At 66.9% G+C, this 19,545-nt stretch carries 23 protein-coding genes, 1 tRNA gene and 1 pseudogene; 13 read left to right on the forward strand and 12 right to left on the reverse strand.

Annotation, left to right across the window (positions count from 1 at the left end; translation table 11 throughout):
• The 5 genes from FHT02_RS10360 (at nt 1) to FHT02_RS10380 (ending at nt 4,740) form a co-directional block, all read left to right on the forward strand.
• Nucleotides 1-900 carry a rod shape-determining protein MreC gene (locus tag FHT02_RS10360; RefSeq protein WP_184087226.1) on the forward strand — a complete coding sequence of 300 codons (900 nt, stop codon included), beginning with the start codon at nt 1-3 and terminating at the stop codon, nt 898-900.
• Nucleotides 897-1,409: a rod shape-determining protein MreD gene (gene mreD / locus FHT02_RS10365; protein ID WP_343056907.1), complete on the forward strand. Its 513-nt coding sequence runs from the start codon at nt 897-899 to the stop codon at nt 1,407-1,409. Before FHT02_RS10360 ends, mreD begins: the two co-directional genes overlap by 4 nt.
• Nucleotides 1,409-3,445, forward strand: coding sequence for a penicillin-binding protein 2 (gene mrdA, locus FHT02_RS10370; RefSeq protein ID WP_184087228.1), 2,037 nt, complete (start codon nt 1,409-1,411; stop codon nt 3,443-3,445). The genes mreD and mrdA overlap by 1 nt, the downstream gene beginning before the upstream one ends.
• On the forward strand, nt 3,442-4,560 hold the full coding sequence (gene rodA / locus FHT02_RS10375) for a rod shape-determining protein RodA (protein ID WP_184087230.1): 1,119 nt from the start codon (nt 3,442-3,444) through the stop codon (nt 4,558-4,560). The genes mrdA and rodA overlap by 4 nt, the downstream gene beginning before the upstream one ends.
• 104 nt (nt 4,561-4,664) lie before the next feature.
• A tRNA-Lys gene (locus FHT02_RS10380) sits at nt 4,665-4,740 on the forward strand.
• Between the two features lie 116 nt (nt 4,741-4,856).
• Here the strand turns inward: FHT02_RS10380 and FHT02_RS22040 are convergent.
• From FHT02_RS22040 to FHT02_RS10400, 3 genes are all read right to left on the reverse strand, one after another.
• Entirely contained in the window at nt 4,857-5,528 is a 672-nt protein-coding gene (locus FHT02_RS22040; RefSeq protein WP_343056908.1) for a MerR family transcriptional regulator, read from the reverse strand.
• An 817-nt stretch (nt 5,529-6,345) separates the two neighbouring features.
• Nucleotides 6,346-6,501: a hypothetical protein gene (locus tag FHT02_RS10395; protein WP_184087545.1), complete on the reverse strand. Its 156-nt coding sequence runs from the start codon at nt 6,499-6,501 to the stop codon at nt 6,346-6,348.
• A gap of 15 nt (nt 6,502-6,516) precedes the next feature.
• Complete coding sequence (locus FHT02_RS10400; protein WP_184087546.1) at nt 6,517-6,729, reverse strand: hypothetical protein; 213 nt, start codon at nt 6,727-6,729, stop codon at nt 6,517-6,519.
• Nucleotides 6,730-7,396: 667 nt separating this feature from the next.
• Between FHT02_RS10400 and FHT02_RS10405 the strand changes: the two genes are divergently transcribed.
• Complete coding sequence (locus FHT02_RS10405; RefSeq protein WP_184087232.1) at nt 7,397-8,068, forward strand: hypothetical protein; 672 nt, start codon at nt 7,397-7,399, stop codon at nt 8,066-8,068.
• A gap of 370 nt (nt 8,069-8,438) precedes the next feature.
• Nucleotides 8,439-8,519, forward strand: a pseudogene (locus FHT02_RS21535) (KAP family P-loop NTPase fold protein); the annotation flags it as partial.
• 151 nt (nt 8,520-8,670) lie between these two features.
• Here FHT02_RS21535 and FHT02_RS21540 read toward each other — a convergent pair.
• Nucleotides 8,671-9,546 carry a DUF1521 domain-containing protein gene (locus FHT02_RS21540; protein ID WP_246352327.1) on the reverse strand — a complete coding sequence of 292 codons (876 nt, stop codon included), beginning with the start codon at nt 9,544-9,546 and terminating at the stop codon, nt 8,671-8,673.
• Between the two features lie 174 nt (nt 9,547-9,720).
• Between FHT02_RS21540 and FHT02_RS10415 the strand changes: the two genes are divergently transcribed.
• The 4 genes from FHT02_RS10415 (at nt 9,721) to FHT02_RS10430 (ending at nt 13,163) form a co-directional block, all read left to right on the forward strand.
• Nucleotides 9,721-10,650 carry a Tle-like phospholipase domain-containing protein gene (locus FHT02_RS10415; RefSeq protein ID WP_184087234.1) on the forward strand — a complete coding sequence of 310 codons (930 nt, stop codon included), beginning with the start codon at nt 9,721-9,723 and terminating at the stop codon, nt 10,648-10,650.
• Between the two features lie 32 nt (nt 10,651-10,682).
• The gene (locus FHT02_RS10420; RefSeq protein ID WP_221239428.1) at nt 10,683-11,606 is read left to right on the forward strand and encodes an ankyrin repeat domain-containing protein; all 924 of its coding nucleotides are present in this window, start codon (nt 10,683-10,685) and stop codon (nt 11,604-11,606) included.
• 67 nt (nt 11,607-11,673) lie between these two features.
• Nucleotides 11,674-12,852, forward strand: a complete 1,179-nt coding sequence (locus FHT02_RS10425; protein ID WP_184087238.1) for a phage tail tip lysozyme — start codon at nt 11,674-11,676, stop codon at nt 12,850-12,852.
• A complete protein-coding gene (locus FHT02_RS10430; RefSeq protein ID WP_184087240.1) occupies nt 12,849-13,163 on the forward strand; it encodes a hypothetical protein in 315 nt (104 codons plus the stop codon). The genes FHT02_RS10425 and FHT02_RS10430 overlap by 4 nt, the downstream gene beginning before the upstream one ends.
• Nucleotides 13,164-13,170: 7 nt before the next feature.
• Here the strand turns inward: FHT02_RS10430 and FHT02_RS10435 are convergent, their stop codons facing one another.
• Entirely contained in the window at nt 13,171-13,545 is a 375-nt protein-coding gene (locus tag FHT02_RS10435) for a hypothetical protein (protein WP_184087242.1), read from the reverse strand.
• A 122-nt stretch (nt 13,546-13,667) separates the two neighbouring features.
• Between FHT02_RS10435 and FHT02_RS10440 the strand changes: the two genes are divergently transcribed.
• Nucleotides 13,668-14,147: a hypothetical protein gene (locus FHT02_RS10440; protein ID WP_184087244.1), complete on the forward strand. Its 480-nt coding sequence runs from the start codon at nt 13,668-13,670 to the stop codon at nt 14,145-14,147.
• Nucleotides 14,129-15,028 carry a DUF1521 domain-containing protein gene (locus tag FHT02_RS10445; RefSeq protein WP_184087246.1) on the forward strand — a complete coding sequence of 300 codons (900 nt, stop codon included), beginning with the start codon at nt 14,129-14,131 and terminating at the stop codon, nt 15,026-15,028. The genes FHT02_RS10440 and FHT02_RS10445 overlap by 19 nt, the downstream gene beginning before the upstream one ends.
• Here the strand turns inward: FHT02_RS10445 and FHT02_RS10450 are convergent.
• The 7 genes from FHT02_RS10450 to FHT02_RS10480 are packed head-to-tail and all read right to left on the reverse strand — an operon-like array spanning nt 14,992 to nt 19,544.
• Complete coding sequence (locus tag FHT02_RS10450; protein WP_184087248.1) at nt 14,992-15,573, reverse strand: hypothetical protein; 582 nt, start codon at nt 15,571-15,573, stop codon at nt 14,992-14,994. The two genes, FHT02_RS10445 and FHT02_RS10450, sit on opposite strands and share 37 nt — an antisense overlap.
• The gene (locus tag FHT02_RS10455) at nt 15,570-16,022 is read right to left on the reverse strand and encodes a hypothetical protein (RefSeq protein ID WP_184087251.1); all 453 of its coding nucleotides are present in this window, start codon (nt 16,020-16,022) and stop codon (nt 15,570-15,572) included. Before FHT02_RS10455 ends, FHT02_RS10450 begins: the two co-directional genes overlap by 4 nt.
• Entirely contained in the window at nt 16,012-17,334 is a 1,323-nt protein-coding gene (locus tag FHT02_RS10460; RefSeq protein ID WP_184087253.1) for a FliI/YscN family ATPase, read from the reverse strand. The genes FHT02_RS10455 and FHT02_RS10460 overlap by 11 nt, the downstream gene beginning before the upstream one ends.
• A gap of 2 nt (nt 17,335-17,336) precedes the next feature.
• On the reverse strand, nt 17,337-17,927 hold the full coding sequence (locus tag FHT02_RS10465) for a FliH/SctL family protein (protein ID WP_184087255.1): 591 nt from the start codon (nt 17,925-17,927) through the stop codon (nt 17,337-17,339).
• Nucleotides 17,924-18,388 carry a hypothetical protein gene (locus tag FHT02_RS10470; RefSeq protein ID WP_184087257.1) on the reverse strand — a complete coding sequence of 155 codons (465 nt, stop codon included), beginning with the start codon at nt 18,386-18,388 and terminating at the stop codon, nt 17,924-17,926. Before FHT02_RS10470 ends, FHT02_RS10465 begins: the two co-directional genes overlap by 4 nt.
• Complete coding sequence (gene sctJ, locus FHT02_RS10475; RefSeq protein ID WP_184087259.1) at nt 18,385-19,137, reverse strand: type III secretion system inner membrane ring lipoprotein SctJ; 753 nt, start codon at nt 19,135-19,137, stop codon at nt 18,385-18,387. The genes FHT02_RS10470 and sctJ overlap by 4 nt, the downstream gene beginning before the upstream one ends.
• The gene (locus tag FHT02_RS10480; protein WP_184087261.1) at nt 19,134-19,544 is read right to left on the reverse strand and encodes a hypothetical protein; all 411 of its coding nucleotides are present in this window, start codon (nt 19,542-19,544) and stop codon (nt 19,134-19,136) included. Before FHT02_RS10480 ends, sctJ begins: the two co-directional genes overlap by 4 nt.
• Nucleotide 19,545 lies beyond the last annotated feature (1 nt).

Here is a 19,545-nt window from a genome sequence, read left to right on the forward strand (position 1 = left end):
ATGGCGCCGCCAGGTAACCGGCGCCCGGGCTTTTCGCGGCGCGCGCAGTACGGGCTTTTCTTCACCTATGTCGGTGCGATCAGCGGTGCGCTGGCCGGCGCGGTGCTGTTGCTGGTGTCGGCCTTCAATCCCCCGGCGTTCGCCGCTCTCCGCCGGGCAGTGGCCGAAGTGATCACGCCAGTTTCCTCTGGCCTTGCCTGGGCGTCCGATGGCGTCGCCGGCGTACCGAGCGTGGTCGGAAGCTATTTCGCGGTGCATTCAGAGAATGCGCGGCTGAAGAAGCAGCTGACCGATGAACGCGCGCTTGTTACCCGCGCGCAGACGCTGGTGCGTGAGAACGCAAAGCTTCGAGCCCTTCTGAAGCTTCGCGACGTCGGCAACGAGATCGTGGTCACTGCGCGGCTGGTCAACAGCTCCGCCACCAGCACGCGGCGCTATGCCACGCTGAATGCCGGCCTCTGGCAAGGCGTCCGCCAGGGGCAGCCCGTGCGCGAGGCCGGCGGTCTGGTCGGCCAAGTAATCGAGAGCGGGCCCAACACCGCGCGCGTGCTGCTGATCGTGGACGCCGAGAGCATCGTTCCCGTACGCCGTACGCGCGACGGGCTGCCAGCGATCGCCGCCGGACGCGGCGACGGCCTGATCGAGATCCGCTCCGCAGGCGCAGCCGCCATGATCTTTCGCCCCGGCGATGCGTTCGTCACCTCCGGCACCGGCGGCATCTTTCCGCCCGACGTTCCGGTCGCGCATGTGGTGAAGCCGGGGCGGGACGTCGCAGTTGCCGAGCCTGCGGCCAATCCAAGCGTGCTCGACTTCGCAATCGTCCAGCCGAGCTTCCTGCCGCCCCCTCCCCCGCCGCCCACACCATCACCGACGCCCGCCGCGACGCCGGCAGCGCAGTGAGCGGCATCGAGATCATCCCTTTCGGTCAGGCTGAGCGGCCACCGCGCGCACGCTGGCTGGCGCCGCTGTCGGTGATGCTCGGCTCCGCCGTGACGCTGATCCCGCTGATCGCGTCAGTGCCGATCCTGCCCCCCTTTGGGCTGATGATGCTGCTCGGATGGCGCATGATCCGCGGCAATTCGATGCGTGTCTGGGCACCCGTTCCCCTGGGGCTGTTCGACGATCTGGTGAGTGGGCAGCCGCTTGGCAGCGCTATGCTGCTATGGACGTTGTGCGTGCTGGCGATCGATGTGCTGGACACCCGGCTGGTATGGCGTGATTTCTGGCAGGATTGGGTGATCGCGACAGGTGGCGTGGGCTTCTGCCTGGCGGCGGGGCGCTTGTTCGCCGCGCCGCTCTGGGCGCATGTCGACACCGCCTTGTTGTTCCAGCTGCTCGCCGCGGCGGCCTTCCTCCCCGTAATCTTCCGCCTATGTGCCTGGCTGGACCGGGATGCTAAGAAAGTCTGATGGCGCGTATCACCGAGGCAAGCCAAGCCTATAGCTTTTCACGCCGTGCGCTGCTGCTCGGCGGCGGTCAGGCTGCCGTCGGCCTGGTGCTCGCCGGACGCATGACCTGGCTCGCCGTGTTTGAGAACGAGCACTATAAGCTGCTGGCGGAGAGCAATCGCGTCAACATGACGCTGTCGCCGCCGCGCCGCGGCTGGATCGTCGACCGAAACGGCGTGCCGATCGCCAACAACCGCACCGACTTTCGCGTCGACCTGATCCCCGATCGGCTGGTCGACCGGGACCGGGTGCTCGCCACGCTCCAGCAGATCTTGAGCCTCACCCCCGAGGACATGGCGCGGATCCAGACCGATCTGAAGCGTGCTGCCGGTTTCCAGCCGGTGGCAGTCAAAGAGAACCTGGATTGGGAGCGCTTCGCCGCGATCAGCGTGCGGCTGCCCGAATTGCCGGGCGTCGCTCCCACACGCGGATTTGCCCGCAACTATCCACTAGGCGCCGGCGTCGGGCATCTGGTGGGCTATGTCGGCACCGCCTCCGCCGAACAATATAAGAAGGAAAAAGACCCGTTGCTCGTCACCCCTGGCTTCAAGCTGGGCAAGGACGGGCTGGAACGCGCCATGGAGGCGGAGCTGCGCGGCAAGGCCGGGGCTAAGCGCGTCGAAGTGACCGCGCGTGGGCGGCTGGTGCGCGAGCTCGAAACCCGGCCCGACGTCCCCGGCAAGAACATCAAGCTGACCATCGATGCGCTGTTGCAGGAATATGTCGCCCGCCGAATGGGCACCAATTCGGGTTCGGCGGTGGTGATCGACGTGGCCAATGGCGACATCCTGTCGATGGTGTCGGTGCCTTCCTATGATCCCAATGCCTTTTCCGACGGCATCAGCCAAAGCGAATGGAAGATCCTGGCAGAGGACGATCACGTCCCGCTGATGAACAAGGTGCTTCAGGGGCTGTATCCGCCGGGCTCCACGGTGAAGCCGATGAACGGGCTGGCGCTGATGCAGGCGGGCGTCGACCCGCACATGCGCATCCAATGTTCCGGCGCGATGCGCGTCGGCAATGGCGTATTCCATTGCCACAAGCGCGGAGGGCATGGTCCGCTCGATCTGCGGAACGCGATCATGCAGAGCTGCGACATCTATTTCTATGAGATGATCCGCCGCGTCGGTTACGACGCGATCGCCCCCGTAGCCCGCGCGCTGGGTCTGGGGCAGAAGTTCGATCTGCCCTTTTCCAGCCAGCGTTATGGCACAGTGCCCGACAGCGAATGGAAGCAGCGGCGCTACAAGACCAAGTGGACGGTGGCGGATTCGCTCAACGCGTCGATCGGCCAGGGCTATGTGCTGTCCAACCCGCTTCAGCTGGCGGTGATGGCCAGCCGCATCGCATCCGGCCGGGCGCTGGTGCCGCGGCTGATCGCCGGCACGCACATGGAACCGGCCGCACCGCTGACGGCGACGTCCGAACAGCTGGCGATCGTTCGCGACGCGATGTTCGGGGTGGTGAATGCCGGCGGCACCGGCGGCGCCGCGCGGATGCTGGTGCCCGGCGTGGCAATGGCCGCCAAGACCGGCACGGCGCAGGTGCGGCGCATCACCATGGCCGAGCGGCGCGGCGGCGTGCTCAAGAACGGGCAGCTGCCCTTCAAGCTGCGCGACCACGCGCTGCTGGTGTGCTTCGCGCCCGCCGACAATCCCAAATACGCCGCGGGCATCGTGCTGGAGCATAACGGCCACACGATCCGCAATCTCGATACCCCGCTGATCGGACGCGACATCATGACGTTCCTGTTCGACCGCGAGCGCGCGATCAAATCGCTGCACGAGGTCGAGCCGACCTGGGGCGGCGACTATACCACGCGCATGAAGGCGCAGGCGGACGCGTTCAAGGCGGCGCAAAGCGCACCGCCCCCGCCAGCACCCGAAGATGCGGCGGGCGCGGTCAGCAACATCGCGTCGGAAGCCGGCAACGCGACGACATCCAACACCATCGACCCCAGGGCCGCCGAGCGCGGCAGCGCGGAGATTGAACCATGAGCGTGCTCGGGCCGGGCCTGGTGCCGCAACCGCTGGCTCAGCTGCCATGGCGCGTGATCCTGCTAGTGCTCGCGATCGGCACGTTCGGGCTGGTGGTGCTGTTCTCTGCCGCCGGCGGCAACCTCTATCCCTGGGCCTGGAACCAGGGCGTGAAGTTCGTCGTGTTCCTAGGCATGGCAATCGCGCTCTCGCGGGTGCCCGAGAGCTGGTGGGCGCTCGGTACCTTCCCCGTGTACGGCGTCATCCTGCTGATGCTGTTCGGCGTGGAACTGTTGGGCGCAGTGGCAGGCGGCAGCCAGCGCTGGCTGGACCTCGGCTTTATCCGGCTTCAGCCGTCCGAGCTGATGAAGCCGGTCATCGTTCTGACGATGGCCCGCTTCTATGAGATGCTGCCCGCGGGCGAGATCCGCAAGTTCGGCGCGCTCTGGCCGGCGGCGGTGCTGATCGGGCTGCCCGCCGGGCTGGTGATGCTGCAGCCCGACCTCGGCACCGCGCTGATGATCACCGGCTGCGGCGTGATCGTGATGTTCCTGGCGGGCATCCCGCTGCGGCTGTTCATCGGTGGCGCGCTGCTGCTCGCGGTCTCAGCGCCGCTGGCGGTCACTTTCCTGCTCCACGATTATCAACGCAACCGCGTGCTGATCTTCATGGATCCGGAAAGCGATCCGCTGGGCACAGGCTATCATATCAGCCAGTCCAAGATCGCGATCGGGTCGGGCGGCATCTTCGGCAAAGGGTTCCTGAACGGGACGCAGAGCCATCTCGACTATCTGCCCGAAGGGCATACCGACTTCGCGCTGGCAACGATGATGGAGGAATGGGGGCTGCTTGGCGGCGTAGCACTGATCATTGCCTTCGGCCTGCTGATCGGCTGGGGAGTCAATGTCGGCCTGCGCGCCAAGACCAAGTTCGGGCGGCTGACGGCTGGCGGGCTGGCGGGCACGATCTTCCTCTACGCGTCGATCAACATGGCGATGGTGATGGGGCTGGCGCCGGTGGTGGGCGTGCCGCTGCCGCTGGTCAGCTTCGGCGGCAGCGCGGTGATGACGATCATGATCTGCCTGGGCATCCTGATGTCGATCGACCGCGGAAACCGACGCGTGACCCGGTGGTGATCTTTTTACGCATTTAGGGGTTTACAAGCCGCGGAAAGCGACGCTAAAGGCGCCTTCCCAACGCGGTGGCGCTCTTCCAACAAGCGCCTTTCACGCCCCGGAATGGACGCATAGCTCAGTTGGTAGAGCAGCTGACTCTTAATCAGCGGGTCCTTGGTTCGAGCCCAAGTGCGTCCACCACTTCTTTCAATGACTTAGCGCCCATCGTTTGCAGCGGTCACCTCTCAAGGTAGCGCTGAAGGTAGCGATCGTTATGCGACGGCCTGAGATGATTGGCGCCAGTTTGAGGCGCGCCGTTACGGTGCAAGCGCCTCGATGATCCGGCAGTCTGCCGCGCAGCCGCCTTCGCACGAGTCGATCACCGCCTTGAGCTCGCGCCGCAACGCAGCAAGGTCGGCGAGCTTGCGGTCGACCTCGCGCAGATGCGCCTCGGCAATCCGGTCGATCTCGGCGCAATCGCGGCTGCGGTCGTCGGACAGGCCGAGCAGCGCGCGTACCTGATCGAGCGAGAAGCCGAGATCGCGCGCGCGCCGCACGAACGACAGCCGGCCAAGCTCGACTTGGCCATAATCGCGATAATTGCCGCTGGTCCGCGGCGGCTTGGGCAGCAGCCCGATCCGCTCGTAATAGCGGATCGTCTCCACCTTGGTGCCGGTCAGCGTGACTGCCTGCCAGCGATAGCGCAGCAGCAGCTCGGCGCCGCGGGTGCGGGTCAGCTCCTCGGCGTTCGCGAGCGTGATGCGGTCGGCGGACAGTTGGCGAAGCTGCACGGCGCCGTCGATGTTCGACGCGAACAGGCTGGCGCTAGCTTCGAGCGGCCCGCGCGCATAGCCTAGGTCGATCGAGGCGGTATCGGCGGTTTCGGCGCGCAGCCGGGCATAGGGTTGTACGCGCGAAAGGCCGTTGGCCTCGATCTCCTCGACGAACGGCGTCGGCACGTAGAAGCCGCGCCCAAGCGACGCGCGCACCGTCCACTGGCCGGGGCCGGAACAGCGCGGAGAGGCGCGGGCTCACCCGCGAGCCATAGTCGCTATGCCCGTCCCAGCGCGCGCTTGCCGCCAGCGTCAGGGTGTCGGCGACGTCGTTCTCGCCCTGAACGAACAGCGCCGGGACGGTGTAGCCGTAGTCGAAGGCCGGAAAGGCGCGCGACCGATAGCCATCGGCCTGGAACGCCGCGCCGGCGAGCCAGGTCGTGCTGCCCGCCGTGCCGCCGAGCGAGGCTTCGACAAAGCCGGTCCGGTGGTGGTCGCGCTCGAGCGTCTCGCCGAAGCGATGGCGGTGCGACTGAGTTACGCCGGACGCGCGAAGATAGAGCGTGCCGATGCCGTCGAGCGGCGTCTGGGCGTTGAGCCCCAGGTCGAACCGCTCGCTGCGCTGCGCCTGCACGAAGGACGATTTATCGGGCACCGTGCGGCCCGGCACCGTGCCGCCCTCGCGCCGCTCGGTCATCGCGCCGAAGGTGAGCAGTGCTCTGGCGCCTGCCGGACCTTCCCAGAATAGCCGCGGGCGCGCGGTCCAGCGAGTGTAGCCGGGCATGTCCGCCCAGCCATCGTCGTCGATATCCTGCCGGGTCTGACGATCGAAGCCGGCGGTCAGCGATGCGCTGAACGCGTCGCTGAGCGGAGACGCGGCATAGGCGGTCACGTCCTGCCCGTCCCGCGTCGTGGCGTTGAGCAGCAACTCGCCCTGCGGCGCGTCGCTGGGGCGGCGCGATCCGAGGTTGATCACGCCGCCGAGCGCCGACGGACCGTAAAGCGCCGAGGCCGCGCCCTTGATCACTTCGATCTAGCCGAGATCGGTGGGCGGGATCTGGAGCAGGCCTATCGAGGGGGTCTGGCCGCCATAGATTGGCAGGCCGTCGGCGAGGATCTGGGTGTAGCGACCCTTCAGTCCCTGCATCCGCACATTGGCCGCGCTTAGCGCGGGCGAGGTCACCTGCACCCGCACGCCCGGCGTCTAGCTGACCAGCATGGCGATGTTGCCGGGGGTCATGAGGAGCTTCTCCTCGATCTCCTCGCGGTTGATCACCTCAACCCGGATCGGCTCGTCCTGGACGCGGCGGCCGCTGCGGGTCGCCTCGACGATGATCTCCTCGCCTTCCTCGCTCTCCGCCTCGGCCCAGTGCTCCTGCGCATGCGCATGCGCATGCGCATGCGCGGCGATCGGCAAGCAGGAGACCAGACCAGCAAGCGCGGCGATCGAAAGATGCGTGAGGCGTGGAGGCAAAATGAGAAATCCCTGAGCGGTCAGGGCCGAACTGCCGACTGACGGCTAGGGTCATAAAGGGTGAAGTCACTACAGGGTCAAGCTCTGGGAGAGTGTCCCCTATCCCTGCAGTATCGCTCGATCGCCGCACGTCCGCTATCCGCCGAATCTCAGCCGTTCCGTAGGGGTCACCATCGTCAAGCGGAACATGGCGGCAAAGCGCTATTCCGGACGAATTCCCGAAACTCGCCCCCCCCCCCATTTCGTCCCACACTTTCTCGCGGCTTCAGTGGCATGATTTGGCATGCCCTGGACAGCGATTGCGATACTTTCCTCCTCGAAATTGACGGAGGTCGGAACCCTTCTGGGCGGCTTTTTGGCCGGAAGGAGACAGGCGAATCGTTACCCTGAACTCGCGCAAGCGGTCTTGAGGCGGCTCAGGTCTGTTCGCGTCTTGCTGCTCTTGTCGTCAGTTGCCCTTTTGAAGGGGCGGCAAGCACCTGCCGGAACGCCTGGTCGGCATCGGCCGCTTGCCGGCGTAAGCATCGCCGGGGCGGCGAGCGTGAGATCGATCGCTGTGACCCGGCTAGGATCGACGCCGAAGACGGCTGGCGAGCGGAGGGCGCGAACTTTGACGGCGATATTCACCTTTGTGGGCGGCGACGTCGCATTCGTCGCGAGCGACACCAAGCGCGAGGTCCATGGCTATGCGACCGTCGCGCCGAAGGCCGTCCGTTGGAGCGAGAACATCGTCATTCCCCAGACGGGCTTCGGCGAAGGCCTTAAGCGGCTCATCGGCGAACTGATGTCTTGGCAGCATCGTCATCCCAGCATGTTGACGTCGGTCGGAATCGCGCACGCCTTCGGTCAGGTGGCCGACGCGCGCCTGCAGGCGGAGATCGATCGGCTCGCGCGTCAGGCGAACGCCGATAAAGTGGACGGGACGCTGATCGTCACCGAGGCTTCCCGCAGCGGCAGCGCCGCACAGATCATGACCCTCGACTGGCGCTCCAAGGCAGTCACTCCGCAGCCCGCACCGGTTTATGCGGATGGCACCGCTCAGCCGGATTTTCTGGCGATCGCAAAAACGGAGTTCGCCGCCAGGAACGTCGGCGCCGGTTCGTTCGACCTGGCGGCATGGGGGATGGCCTGCATCGAGAAGGCGCAGGCGTCTTCAGCCGGCGCGGCCGTGAATTGGCCTGTCGACCTTACGATATGCCGCACCGACGGTGGCCTGCCCATCAGCTTGACGCAGCGGGTCGGCAGCCCCTCCGCGCCGACCCACCCGTTGTTCGTCATCTGAACGCGAACGTGGGCCGGCGTTGTCGGACCTTTTGTCACTCCTCCGGCCGCAAGAGCATCCAAATCGGCCATTGCGGAACGCCTCCCCGGCCCCCCGTTTGCAAGACGAGGTCGATCCCGAGCAGCTGTTTGAACAGCGCACGGGCAGCTGACACGCACGCGTGGACGTCAGGCGCCCCAGGTGTTCTCATGGCATGCGCCCACGCATTGCGGGCTTTGCGGCCCGTTTCCAGCCATGAACTCAAATTCGATTTGCTCAACAACGAAGCGATTGCGAAGACAATCGTAGGACTCATTGGTGAAGATACAGAGCGGGCCGTAACTGTCGGTGTGCATGCGACTGGGGCGCGGGGAGGTCGAGCGTTCTAGAGATGATCGAAGGCGCACTGGCCGGCACTGACGACGTCTTGTGCATCAAGTTAAATGCCTGGCGGTTCCAAGGGCTGGAAGATGCCAAGATCGCGCTGATCGAAGGCATCGTGACGCAGCTAATGGCGACGACCAGCGCCTCGCCGAGCCCGCTGGCCTTCGACAGGTTGCGCGTCGCTCAAGTGACGCCGTTCACGACGGTGACCACGGCAGTGCTCGTCGCCGCGGTGGCGTTCAGGCGACGAGCAGCTGTCGCAGCAGCTTGCTGCTGTCCGGAGCCAACGCCTGGGGGCGGACCGAGGCATCGGCGCTGCCGGAGAACAGGCTGCCGAAGAACAGGAAGTGGCCGATCGCCGTGCCGAGTTCGGCTAGGCTCGGCGCGTCGCTACCTGGACCGTAGAGCTGGCCCGGGCGGGTAATGTCGGCCTCTGCCTGCGTGACTTTTGCGCCCAATTCGGTCTGCCAGCCGGCGGCATCCTCGTGGACGGTGAAGCCGTCGCGATTTGCGGCATCGAGTGCGTAGCCGTTCGCGGAAACGCTGACCGACAGGTCACCGAGTTGCTGCTCGCTGATCCCGTCGATGATCACGGCGTTCTCACCCTTAGTCACCACGACCTGGCTGGCATAATAGACGTTGGGATTGCCGCGGCCCTGTTCGGTGTTGATCGTGATCTTAGTGCCGTTATCGAGCTCGAAAGTGGTGGTGCCGTAGAAGTCGAACTGATGCTTGCCGTCGACCTCAACATGCGGATCGCCCCAGACGCGGGTGCGCTGACCGGTGTTCTCGTTCAGGATCCTCATCTGGCTGCTGCGCTCGTCGATTTCGAGCTTGTAGCCGTCGCCCAGGCCGACGTTCGCGGTGTGCTGGCCGGTGGTATGCGCGGTATAGCCGGCCTGCTGCTGCAGCTGGCTGGGCGCCGCGCCCTGCGCAAGCGTGCCCAGGCGGACCGCAAACATCGCGGGCAGCATGGAAAAGGCGAGCGGCCCGGCATTGAAGGGTTGGAAGGACTGCGCCATTATGCCGGCGGCGAACATCAGCGCATTGCCGTTGGCGACCAGATTGGCGCTCGTTGCGAATTGGGCGGACTGGCCGTTGGAAATCGTCGTCATGGCGCGTGATCCTCTTGGCTGTTCGAAGAACGGTCTGGGCCGCTCTGTGCCTTGAAGGTTGCACGGTCCGCGCGTCGGAACACTCAGCGGATCGATTAGATCGACTAAACGAATCGTCTAGCGACGCGCCCTCGCCATCATGGCATCCCGGCAACGCAGAGAGTGAGGGAGCCAATGACCGCCACGAACCTAGTCGCACGCAACCACGGCATCGTCCCATCCAGTGCCGTCGTAGCGCGACTCAGGGAGGCGGCCAACGACGACTTCCAATCTCAGCATTTGCCCGCGCTCGAGCTGCATGCCTGGCAGCAGGCCGCCGCGCCGATCCGGTTCGTCCGCGCCGAAGCCCCACCGGCCGCGATTGAACGGATCGGCGCACCTTCTACCCGCGAACTCGCGCTGCTTGCGGCGGACGTCTATAACGACGTGCCTGCGCCGCCGCCCGGCTATCGGACAGCAAGCGACAATGATCTGGCCAGCATCGGGCTGCGGACGCAGGATCTGACGTCGCCACAGAGCGCCTTTCGCGCGCGCGTGTACGTCAGCGAGGGCGACGGCGGCCCGCATTTCGTCGTCAGCTTTCGCGGATCGACCGGTGGCAGCGATTGGCGCGCCAACGCGCAACAGGGCGTCGGGCTGTCGTCCGATCATTACGCCCGAGCGTTGCTGATCGCCAAGGCAGTTGCCCGCCATCCCGAGGCGCAGGTGACGATCACCGGCCATTCGCTGGGCGGCGGACTGGCTTCCGCCGCGGCGCTGGCGAGCGGGCGAGACGCGCAGACCTTCAACGCCGCCGGCCTGAGCAATGCGACGATCCGCCAGGCGGAGGCGCAGCGCGCGCGATCGGATGCGGGTCCTACCCCGCGCATCGCCGCCTTCTATGTGCGTGGCGAGATCCTGTCGGCGGTGCAGGACGGCGGCGACCGCGTCGCCGGTGCTATCTTCGGCGGCGCGATCGGCGGCGTGCTGGCCGATGCGCCGGAGGCCTATGGCACGCGCGTGCCGCTGGATCCGATGCAGCCGGTTGGCGAGAAATGGTACCAGGACAACCCGGTCGCGCGGCACGGCATGGACTGGGTGCTGAGCAGCCTGGGCAGTTATTGACCGGCGGTGACCTGGCTGCGTAGAGCCTTGGCATGAGCCGCCGCCTGTGCCTTGCGCTAGCCCTGGCACTCGCGGCCGCACCGATCGGGGGATGCATGGCGGCTGCTGATATCAATTGCTTCAGCAAGCGCCCGTCGGTGGTGCGACCCGATCGCAATCGCGTGCTGGCGTCGCTGAGCAATGGGGCTTCGGGTCGGACGCTGGCCGACGCGATCCTGGACGGGCGCGTGGACGAGGCACGGGCGATCCTGACCCGGGATCCGCGGCTGATCGACACGGCGGTGCTTCCTGAGGCGAACGGTATTCAGCCTCCGGCAGGGCAATATGGCGATCTTCTCACCTTGGCTGTGTCGCGATGCGATGCCGACGCGGCGAGAATGCTGTTCGACCAAGGCATGCCCCGCGATGGCGTGTTGGCCGGCAATGCACTGTCGCTCGCCATCCTGGCCGACGATCCACGCATGGCCGAGCTGCTGCTCCGTTCCGGCGCCTCGCCCGATCCCCAGCAACGCGGCGGCGAAGATCCGATGCGGGCGGCGATCACCTTTTCCCACATCGGCGGCGTGATGACGCTGTTGCGGCACGGCGCCGATCCGCGCTGGAGCGACTCGTTCGGAATCGATCGGGTGCGATTGGCGCTGGATGCCGAGCAGGCGGAAATCGCAGAACTGTTGGTCGACAAGGGCGGCACGCTATGGAGCGTGGCCGGTGATGGCAGCATGGCCGCGCACGAGTTGCTCGGCGAGCCGGTGGTGTTCGGGAGCGACGCCGCGAAAGCAGCGCGGGCGCGACTGATCGCCCGGGCGAAGCAGGACGGCATCGGCTGGCCGCCGCCCAATCGCGCGACCGTGAAGCGCATGGTGACAGCAGGCAACTGGCCGACGGCGGACATGGTCAAGGCCGGCGTGACCGTAGCGCCAGCCGTGCTCGAAAAGCTGCGAGCCGAAAGGCACTAAACGAATCGCTGAGAGACGCACCGGCGCCGAAATGCGACTCCGCATCCAAGCGCTCAGGAGGTGCAACATGGTCGAGGCGATTACGGCAGCCCGCTCCCAATCCAGCAGGAGCGCGCGTACCAGCGATAGTCCGCCGAGCGGCAGCAGCTACACGGTGCGTCCCGGCGACACACTCTCGGAGATCGCGGCCCGCAACGGGCTCGACTGGCGGCAGCTGGCAATGGACAACGGCCTCGCCAATCCACACCTGATCTTCCCGGGGCAGACCATCCGGCTGGACGGAGCAGCCGGACGCGGCGGCGGCGTGAGTGGCACTCGCGGCGTCGACAACGGTCCGTCCGAGGCCGGTAACGGCCGCAACCCCGCCGACGTCGCCCGCCAATATCTCGGCCGCAATGCGTTGGATCTCCGCAGCGATCGCAGCGACAACCTGCCGATGAACGCGAATGTGCCGGCGAACGTGTGCTGCGCGAACTTCGTGTCGGCGGTGCTGACCGAGGCCGGGCAGCTGCCGGGCAATCTCCACACGGACTCGGTCGATCAGCTCGACAGCACGCTGCGCGGCCGCGGCTGGGCCGAAGTCAGCGCCGCCAATGCACGACCGGGGGATGTCGTCGTCATCCAGGGCGGCGGCGTCTCGCATACCGTGCTCTATGCCGGCAACGGGCAGACGATCGGTTCGAACAACCGCAATCCCGATGGCAGCCAGAAGGTCACTTATGGCAGCCTGTCCTGGGCACTGTCGAACGGCGGCAAGATCCTGCGCGCGCCGGCGGGTGCGAGCCAGCCGACCGCAGCCAACGATGCCGGCGGCGTCGGCCCAGCCGCAGGCAGCCGTCAGGGCCGCATCGACCAGGCGATGACCTTCTTCCAGAACCAGGGCTGGAGCCGCGCCCAGGCGGCGGGGATCGTCGCCAACCTGGATGCCGAAAGCGGCATGGATGCTGGCATTCGGCAGCATGGCGGCGGGCCGGGCTTCGGTCTGGCGCAATGGGAAGGGCCGCGCCAGGCGGACTTCGCCCGCTGGGCTGGGCACGACATCCGCAGCTCGACCTTCGAGCAGCAACTGCGCTTCATCCAGCACGAACTGACCACGACCGAACGCTCGGCCGGGCAGCGCTTGCAGGGCGCGACTAATGCGGGCGACGCCGCGGCGATCGTCTGCCGCTATTATGAGCGGCCTGCAGATATCGTCGGCGATTCCGCGTATCGCGCGCAGCTGGCCAACACCATTTACCAGCGATGATCCTGACCCTGATCGCCGCTGCGCTCGCCGGCGAACCCGCCACCTGCGTGTTCGACACCGCCCCGCCAGAACCGTGCGAAGTCACCTTCCAGGCGGGGGCGGGCGGTGCCACGCTGCTGCGCGCACGCGGGCGCAGCGGCAAGCAGGTGACGTTTTCGGGTCGGCGCAACTCGGGCTGGTGGGCGGGTACGCTCGATGGAAAGTCGGCGATGGGTCTTGAGCTCAATCGTGGCAACGTGGTCTTCTCCACGCGCGCGCTGGACCGCAGCTTCCAATATTGGACCCGCGGCAACGAGCACGGGAGCTATTGAGGACGCCTCAGCGAAACAGCGCGGCCGGAGCGCCGTGCTCGCCTGCCCATCCCGCCCAGGCGACGTCGGTCGGCCCCAGCGCCTGGACGACGATCCGCCAGCCGCCGCCCTGCCGCTTCATCAGCGCTGCGTAATCCTTTGAGATCATGCCCTCCGCCTCGGCTGAGGCGAGCGACGTCCCGGCATAGCTGATCGGCTTGCCGGTGGGGTCCTGCATCGCCGCGACCAGAAACGCCCAGTCGCCTTCGCTGTTCAGCGTCCGCACCAGCAGCTTGGCGCGTTTGCCGATCCGCCGTTCGATGGCCTGGTGCGCAGTGTCGAGCACGGCGCTGCGCTCAGCCTGGGGAAGCGGCATCGCGGCGGCGGCGAGAGTCAGGATCATGCATTTCACTCCTGATTGGGCTCGGCGATCCGTAACAATCCCTAAGCGATTCGTTGAGCGCGAAACGGGCGCTTACACGCTATCTACGATGGTATGTTCCATTCCTCCGACGAGGTTCAGCGATGACCCAGCCCATCGGCGTCGGCCGCTCCAATCCCGTGCCGCTTGGCAGCGCGCAGGCTGCCGGCAGCAGTCCGGCAGCGCTCGCCGGCCAGGCGATGAGCACGATTGCGAGTCGCGTCGCCACCACCATCGCCAGCGAGCTCGGCCTCGCGTCGGGCGGCGCTCCTCGCGGGTTTGGCCGTGGCGGCGATCGCTATGACGTAAACGGTGTCGCCAACGACCTCGCCGCCGTGCTTGGCGCCGGTCCGGCCGATGCCGGGCGCCTGTCGCGAGCACTGGGTGAGTTTACCAGCGAAATCGCCGCCTTGCTCGCCGCCAAGCCGCACAGCAGCGTGCTCGGCATGGTGTCGGGCCTGCACTTCAACCTGGTCGATACCGACGGGCGTCAGGGGATGGACGCCTCCGATCACGCCTGCGCCGCGATTGAGGCGGCGGTGTTCCGCCTGCGGGAAGATACGCCATGGACCTCAGCCCCGTAAGCGCTGGCGCCGTCGGCAGCATTGGGGGCGCAGGCGCTGGCGATACGCCGGTGCTCATCAATGCTCTGGTGCTGCTCGATCCGATCGCCGCGCCTGCCGACAGCGCCGCCACCCTGCCCGTGAGCGCCGACGTCGCGCTGTTCTTGGCACCGGCCAAGGACCTGCCGGCGATCTCCGGACCCCCCGCCTTCGAAGTGAAGGCGATCGCCATCGGATCGGTGGTACTCGATTTGTCCGATGGTTATTCGCTGACCATCGACGAGGCGCGATCGGCGGTTTTCGTCGCCCACGGCGACACCGGCGAGACCATCCTGGTGTGGGGTAACGCCCAGATTGCGCTCGATGGTGCCGACGACGCCCGCTTCTGGGGCACCACGACGGTGGAGCTCGGCAACGGCACCAAGATCACGATGGAAACCGCGCAAGATCCGGCGATCGCCGGCCTCTTCCGCCTCGACAAGCTGACCGTCACTCAGGCCGAGCGCGCGATGGTGATCACCGGCATCGCCGAGACGACGCTCGGCGATCTGGCCGTCGTCCAGAGCCACGAGGGCGAGGCGCTGGACGCGGCGACCCGCGACGGCCTCACCATCGTCGCTGACCTGACCGGCAGCTGGAGCGACGAATATGGCAATGCCGTCACTCAGACGGTCCTGAACCAGACGGCGGTCGGCCGACGCTATGGTCCCGGAAAGCGCACGCTCAGCCTGCGTGAAGTGTCGGGCGCGATCTCCAGTTTCGTCGCATACGCTCAGATCGATTCGCTGATGCTGACGATCGGCCGCAATCTTCAAGGCGCGCCGACCCGCTCCGACAATTCCGAGGTTCAGCGTGCGCTTGCCCTTTATGCCGGTGGCAGCGATCGCCTGCCCATCGCCTGAACGCCGACCTTCGCGACGCGGAGTTCGCGCCGGATCAGCCGCTCGCTCAGCTGCTCGCTCCATTGCGCCGCCACCGTCGGCGGCACCGCGCCATTCGGGATCAGCGTCACGTTGACGCGCCCCGCCAAGTCGCGGCCAAGCACTGCGCCCTCTACCGCATAGGCGCCGAGCGGTAGCGACAGGTGCACCTCAGGCTGCGCCCCGCTCTTTGCCACTTCGGCGATGGCGGCGGCGATGCGGTCAAGCTGGGCATGCAGCCCGGCGTCGATGTCTCCGGCTGGCGATGCCTGAGCGGTCAGCGCGGCGTTGGCGAACTCACGCGAACTGGCGATGGCGGCTAGTCCGTCGCCCGTCTCCTTCAGCAACTCCTTGGCCATGCCCTTGCCGGCATGTTTGGACAGCGCCTCGGCAAAGACGCGGCGATGGTTGGGCTGTGGATCGGCGGGGCGCGACCCCGTTTGGCGAAGTTCGCCCCGCGGTTCGGCGGGGCGTGGTCTCGGAGTGCGCGACGATGTTGCGCTGGGTGAGGAAGAGAAATTGTTCATAGGGTGCGCCCCGTTGATCGGATGACCATGTCGGCCTCGGCGCGATCCTCTGCGCGACGCCCCTCGACGCGGCGCACGCCCCGGTGATGCTCGGCGAGCAAGTCGCTGCGCACCCGATGCTGGTCTAGCGCACGAACCGCGGCACCATGCGCGTCGCGGGCGAGATCCAGCCGCGCAACTTTGTCGGCAAGCGTCGCAACCGCGCCAATTTCGCCAGCGATCGTCTTGTCGAGCCATAGCCGCGCCTGAGGGCAGCCGGGCATCAGGTTGAACGCCGATCGCGCCTCGCTGCGCTGCGCCTCTGCAGCGGAGCGTTCGGCACTCGCGCGCTCTGTCTCGGTCGCCGCCAGATCGGCGGCGCTGCGTGCTTCGCCAGCCAGTCGCGTCAGCCGCTGACCCTTCACTTGCGCGATACGGGCGAGCATCGGCCCGCGCTGATCAGCGGCCATATTCCATCTCCTCGAAGGTGCGCAGCCGGGCAATGCATTCGCCAAGTGCCGAGCGGTCGCCGCCGCCCTGGCGCAAGAATGCGTTGATGGCGCCACGCTCGGCCAGCGCGCGATCGGCCAGCGCATCGCGGCCGGGCTGATACTCGCCGATCTGAACGAGCAGTTCAATCTCGTCGAGCTTGGCAAGCATTACGCGTAGGCCGTGCGCAGCCCGCTGCTGCGCCGGCGTCGAAAGCCGCGGAAACAGGCGCGACAGGCTGCCGAGCACGTCGATCGCCGGATAATGGCCGCGTGACGCCAGCTTGCGCGACAGCACGATATGGCCGTCGAGCAGCGATCGGACTTCCTCGCCGATCGGATCCCCGTCCTCATCCTCGAGCAGCACGGTGTAGAGCGCTGTGATCGCCCCGGCCGCCGAAGCGCCGCTGCGTTCGAACAGCCGCGGCAGTTCGGCGAACACGGAGGGCGGAAAACCACGGCGCACGGCAGGCTCGCCAGCCGCCAGCCCGATCTCGCGCAGCGCACGGGCGAAGCGGGTGACGCTGTCCATCAACAATAGGACATGCCGCCCCTCCTCGCGAAGTCCCTCTGCGATGGCGGTGGCGATATGTGCGGCGCGAACGCGCTCCATCGCAGGGCGGTCGGAGGTGGCGACGATCACCACCGATCGCGCTAGCCCCTCCTCGCCGAGCGTCTCCTCGATGAACTCGCGGACTTCGCGTCCACGTTCGCCGATCAGCGCGATGACAATTGCGTCGCACTTCGCCTGGCGCGCCAGATTGGCGAGCAGCGTCGACTTGCCGACGCCGGCGCTCGCGAAGATGCCAACCCGCTGGCCTATGCCGATCGAGAGCAGCCCGTCGATCGCGCGGATGCCGGTTTCGACCATCTGGTCGATCGGGCGGCGATCCATCGGATTGGGCGAGTCGCCATGGATCGGTCGGTCCGCACCGCGACGAATCGGGCCGAGACCGTCCAGCGGCTGCAACCGCGCGTCGAGCACGCGGCCGAACATGTCGGTGCCATAGGGCGCGCGATCCTCACCACTGCGCAGGATCACGTCGCTATCGAGCGAGAGGCCGCGCAAGTCCCCGAGCGGCGTCAGGACCGCGCCACCGTCGGCGAGGCCGATCACCTCGGCCCAGAGCGAGAAGCCAGTTTCCGCGTCGACGATCTCGCAGTTCTCGCCGATCCGCGCCCGCACGCCAGTGACGCGCAGGGTAGTGCCGAGCGCGCCGGTGATGCGACCATGCTGCTCAAACATCGGCGCGGCATCGAGCGCGCGCACGAGCGAGAGGGCGTCACCTCGCATGGTCACGTCGCCACGCCCCAACGCTTCGCGAGGGAGCCGAGCTGTATCGACAGGCTGGCGATCACTTGACCCGTGCTGGTGCGAACTAGGCAGTCATGCGAGCCAAGATCGGGATCCGCCTTCAGCGTGACATGGCTGAGGTCCCCCACGCGATCCTGGACCGCCGTGGCGACCGGCGGCGCGACGAATACCGTCATTGGCCCCGAAGCCGGCAACTTGGCGAGCGTCCGCTCGACCAGGCCGGCGGCTACTATCTCGTTGTCAAACGAGCCGATGATTGCGCGCACGGCGGCAAAGGCAGCCTCGGCGATTTCGGCTCGGCGAGATTGCTCGTGGCGCTCCAGCGCTTCGGCAAAGGCAGCGACCTGTTCTGCGATCAGCGCTTGGACCTCGGCGCGCGCTTCCTCGAGCCCTTCGGCACGCGCGGCGTCCCGGGCGGCATCTGCATCGGCTTGCGTCCGCATGCGGATGACGCCTGCCTCTCTAAGAAGACTGACCGCGTCGGTGAAGGTGGCGCGCTCGCTGCGCTTGATCACGGCGCGATCGCTCGCCAACAGCGTCGCATCATCGGCATGGACCAGGTGATAGGTCATGAGAGTGCTTCTGCGATATGCTGAGCGCGAACGACGATCGCGCGGGCCGACGCATCGTCGCGCGCCCCCGAGAAGCGATCGGAAAGCGAGTGCGGCAGCGCCGCAACCATCAACGCACGCCCGTCCGCGATCAGCCGGTCGGGTGGCGGCAGGGTTTGCGGCCCTTCTCGCCATGCCGGCACTTCACAAGCGGCGTCGAACAGGGCTTCACCGACGGCGGCCGCGATCTGCGCGAGGCGAGGGCCCGAGAGTTCGGCATCGATGGCACGTCGATAGCGCAGCAGCGCCGCCAGTGCCGCAACCTGCTCGCGCTTCTCCATGGGTTGGTTGAGCCAGTCGGGCAGCTTGGCGAGATCGTCGTACCGTGGTGCTGCGTTCCCGCTCGCGCGCGCGCCGAAGCGCGCGCCGCGTCCCTTCGGTGCGAGGGTGGCGATCCGGCGGGAGCGCAGCGCCGGGTTCACGAGCGCACCGTATCGGGCAGCCCGGGCTTCGGACGCCGCATGCGCCAGAACGCCCTCCCGGCCACGCCCAGCACACCTAGCGCGAACAGCGCCAGCAGCGTCGCGATCGGCACCATGCCTTCTTCCCGCGGTAGCACCGGCAGTGTTTGCGCCGGCACCATCACGACCGACACGCGATCATAGGTCAGCCCCTCGATTGCGTTGGTCACCAACGCCTTGATCGCACCGGTCTGGCTGCGCAGGTCGAAGCCGGTCCGGTATTTGACGAACACCGATGCCGCCGACGGCTTGGCTTCGCGCGACAGCGGATCGGCTTCCGGCATGGTCAGGTGGACGCGCGCCTGGACGACTCCGTCGATGTTGCTGATCGTGCGGCTCAGCTCCTGCGACAGGCCATAGACCAGCCGCGCCCGCTCCTCGAGCGGCGTGGAAGTGAAACCCTCCTTCTTGAATACGGTGCCAAGCGAGTCGTACTCCTCGTGCGGCAGGCCATGCGCGCGCAGCGTCTCGACCGCCTTGGCGAAGTCGCCTTGGCTGACATCGACGCTCCACGCTCCCTTCTCGCCCTCCACCTTGCTGGCGACGATCCCGGACTGGCTGAGCACCGCGATCATCTCGTTGGCGGCCGTTTCGTTCAGCTTGCCATAGACTTCCTGCTTGCCGCAGCCGCCCAGGCCCAGCGCCGCGATGAACAGCAGGGGCGCGGCGATGCGCCCCTGCCAGCATCGATGAAGGGGAAGCGCCGTCATTGCTGCTTGAAGAGCTGTTGCACGCCGTCGGAACTCCGGTTGGCGATGTTGGACGTGAGCTGCGCCTGAAACATGAATTCGGAGCACTTCATGGTGAGCTGAACAATTTCGCCAGGGGTCAGCTGGCCGCCGCTGGCCTCAGCCGCCTGCGCATAGCGAGAGACGGATCGAGCCTGGATGTTGACCTGATCCAGCGCATTGAACATGCCCTTCAGCGCAGGCGGAAGCGGACCGGCCTGCACGGCGCCCTCGATTCCGCCCATTTTGTCCAGCGCAGCTTGGAATCGGCCCTCCGCTCCGGGGCTTAGCCCCCCTGCCCCGCCCCCGGCGGGCAGCAGTTCGAACGCCCGCGTACTGCCGCCTGCGCCTGCTGGTCCCGCCAGCGCGCCGATCGCATCGACGCTCACG

Source organism: Sphingomonas xinjiangensis (genome assembly GCF_014199255.1).
GTDB lineage: Bacteria > Pseudomonadota > Alphaproteobacteria > Sphingomonadales > Sphingomonadaceae > Sphingomonas > Sphingomonas xinjiangensis.

Coding starts and splice junctions, on each gene's coding strand:
- FHT02_RS10360 (WP_184087226.1), top strand. CDS start 1: ATGGCGCCGCCAGGTAACCGGCGCCCGGGCTTTTCGCGGCGCGCGCAG.
- mrdA (WP_184087228.1), top strand. CDS start 1,409: ATGGCGCGTATCACCGAGGCAAGCCAAGCCTATAGCTTTTCACGCCGT.
- rodA (WP_184087230.1), top strand. CDS start 3,442: ATGAGCGTGCTCGGGCCGGGCCTGGTGCCGCAACCGCTGGCTCAGCTG.
- FHT02_RS21540 (WP_246352327.1), bottom strand. CDS start 9,546: ATGACGACGATTTCCAACGGCCAGTCCGCCCAATTCGCAACGAGCGCC.
- FHT02_RS10415 (WP_184087234.1), top strand. CDS start 9,721: ATGACCGCCACGAACCTAGTCGCACGCAACCACGGCATCGTCCCATCC.
- FHT02_RS10420 (WP_221239428.1), top strand. CDS start 10,683: ATGAGCCGCCGCCTGTGCCTTGCGCTAGCCCTGGCACTCGCGGCCGCA.
- FHT02_RS10425 (WP_184087238.1), top strand. CDS start 11,674: ATGGTCGAGGCGATTACGGCAGCCCGCTCCCAATCCAGCAGGAGCGCG.
- FHT02_RS10430 (WP_184087240.1), top strand. CDS start 12,849: ATGATCCTGACCCTGATCGCCGCTGCGCTCGCCGGCGAACCCGCCACC.
- FHT02_RS10435 (WP_184087242.1), bottom strand. CDS start 13,545: ATGATCCTGACTCTCGCCGCCGCCGCGATGCCGCTTCCCCAGGCTGAG.
- FHT02_RS10440 (WP_184087244.1), top strand. CDS start 13,668: ATGACCCAGCCCATCGGCGTCGGCCGCTCCAATCCCGTGCCGCTTGGC.
- FHT02_RS10445 (WP_184087246.1), top strand. CDS start 14,129: ATGGACCTCAGCCCCGTAAGCGCTGGCGCCGTCGGCAGCATTGGGGGC.
- FHT02_RS10450 (WP_184087248.1), bottom strand. CDS start 15,573: ATGAACAATTTCTCTTCCTCACCCAGCGCAACATCGTCGCGCACTCCG.
- FHT02_RS10455 (WP_184087251.1), bottom strand. CDS start 16,022: ATGGCCGCTGATCAGCGCGGGCCGATGCTCGCCCGTATCGCGCAAGTG.
- FHT02_RS10460 (WP_184087253.1), bottom strand. CDS start 17,334: ATGCGAGGTGACGCCCTCTCGCTCGTGCGCGCGCTCGATGCCGCGCCG.
- FHT02_RS10465 (WP_184087255.1), bottom strand. CDS start 17,927: ATGACCTATCACCTGGTCCATGCCGATGATGCGACGCTGTTGGCGAGC.
- sctJ (WP_184087259.1), bottom strand. CDS start 19,137: ATGACGGCGCTTCCCCTTCATCGATGCTGGCAGGGGCGCATCGCCGCG.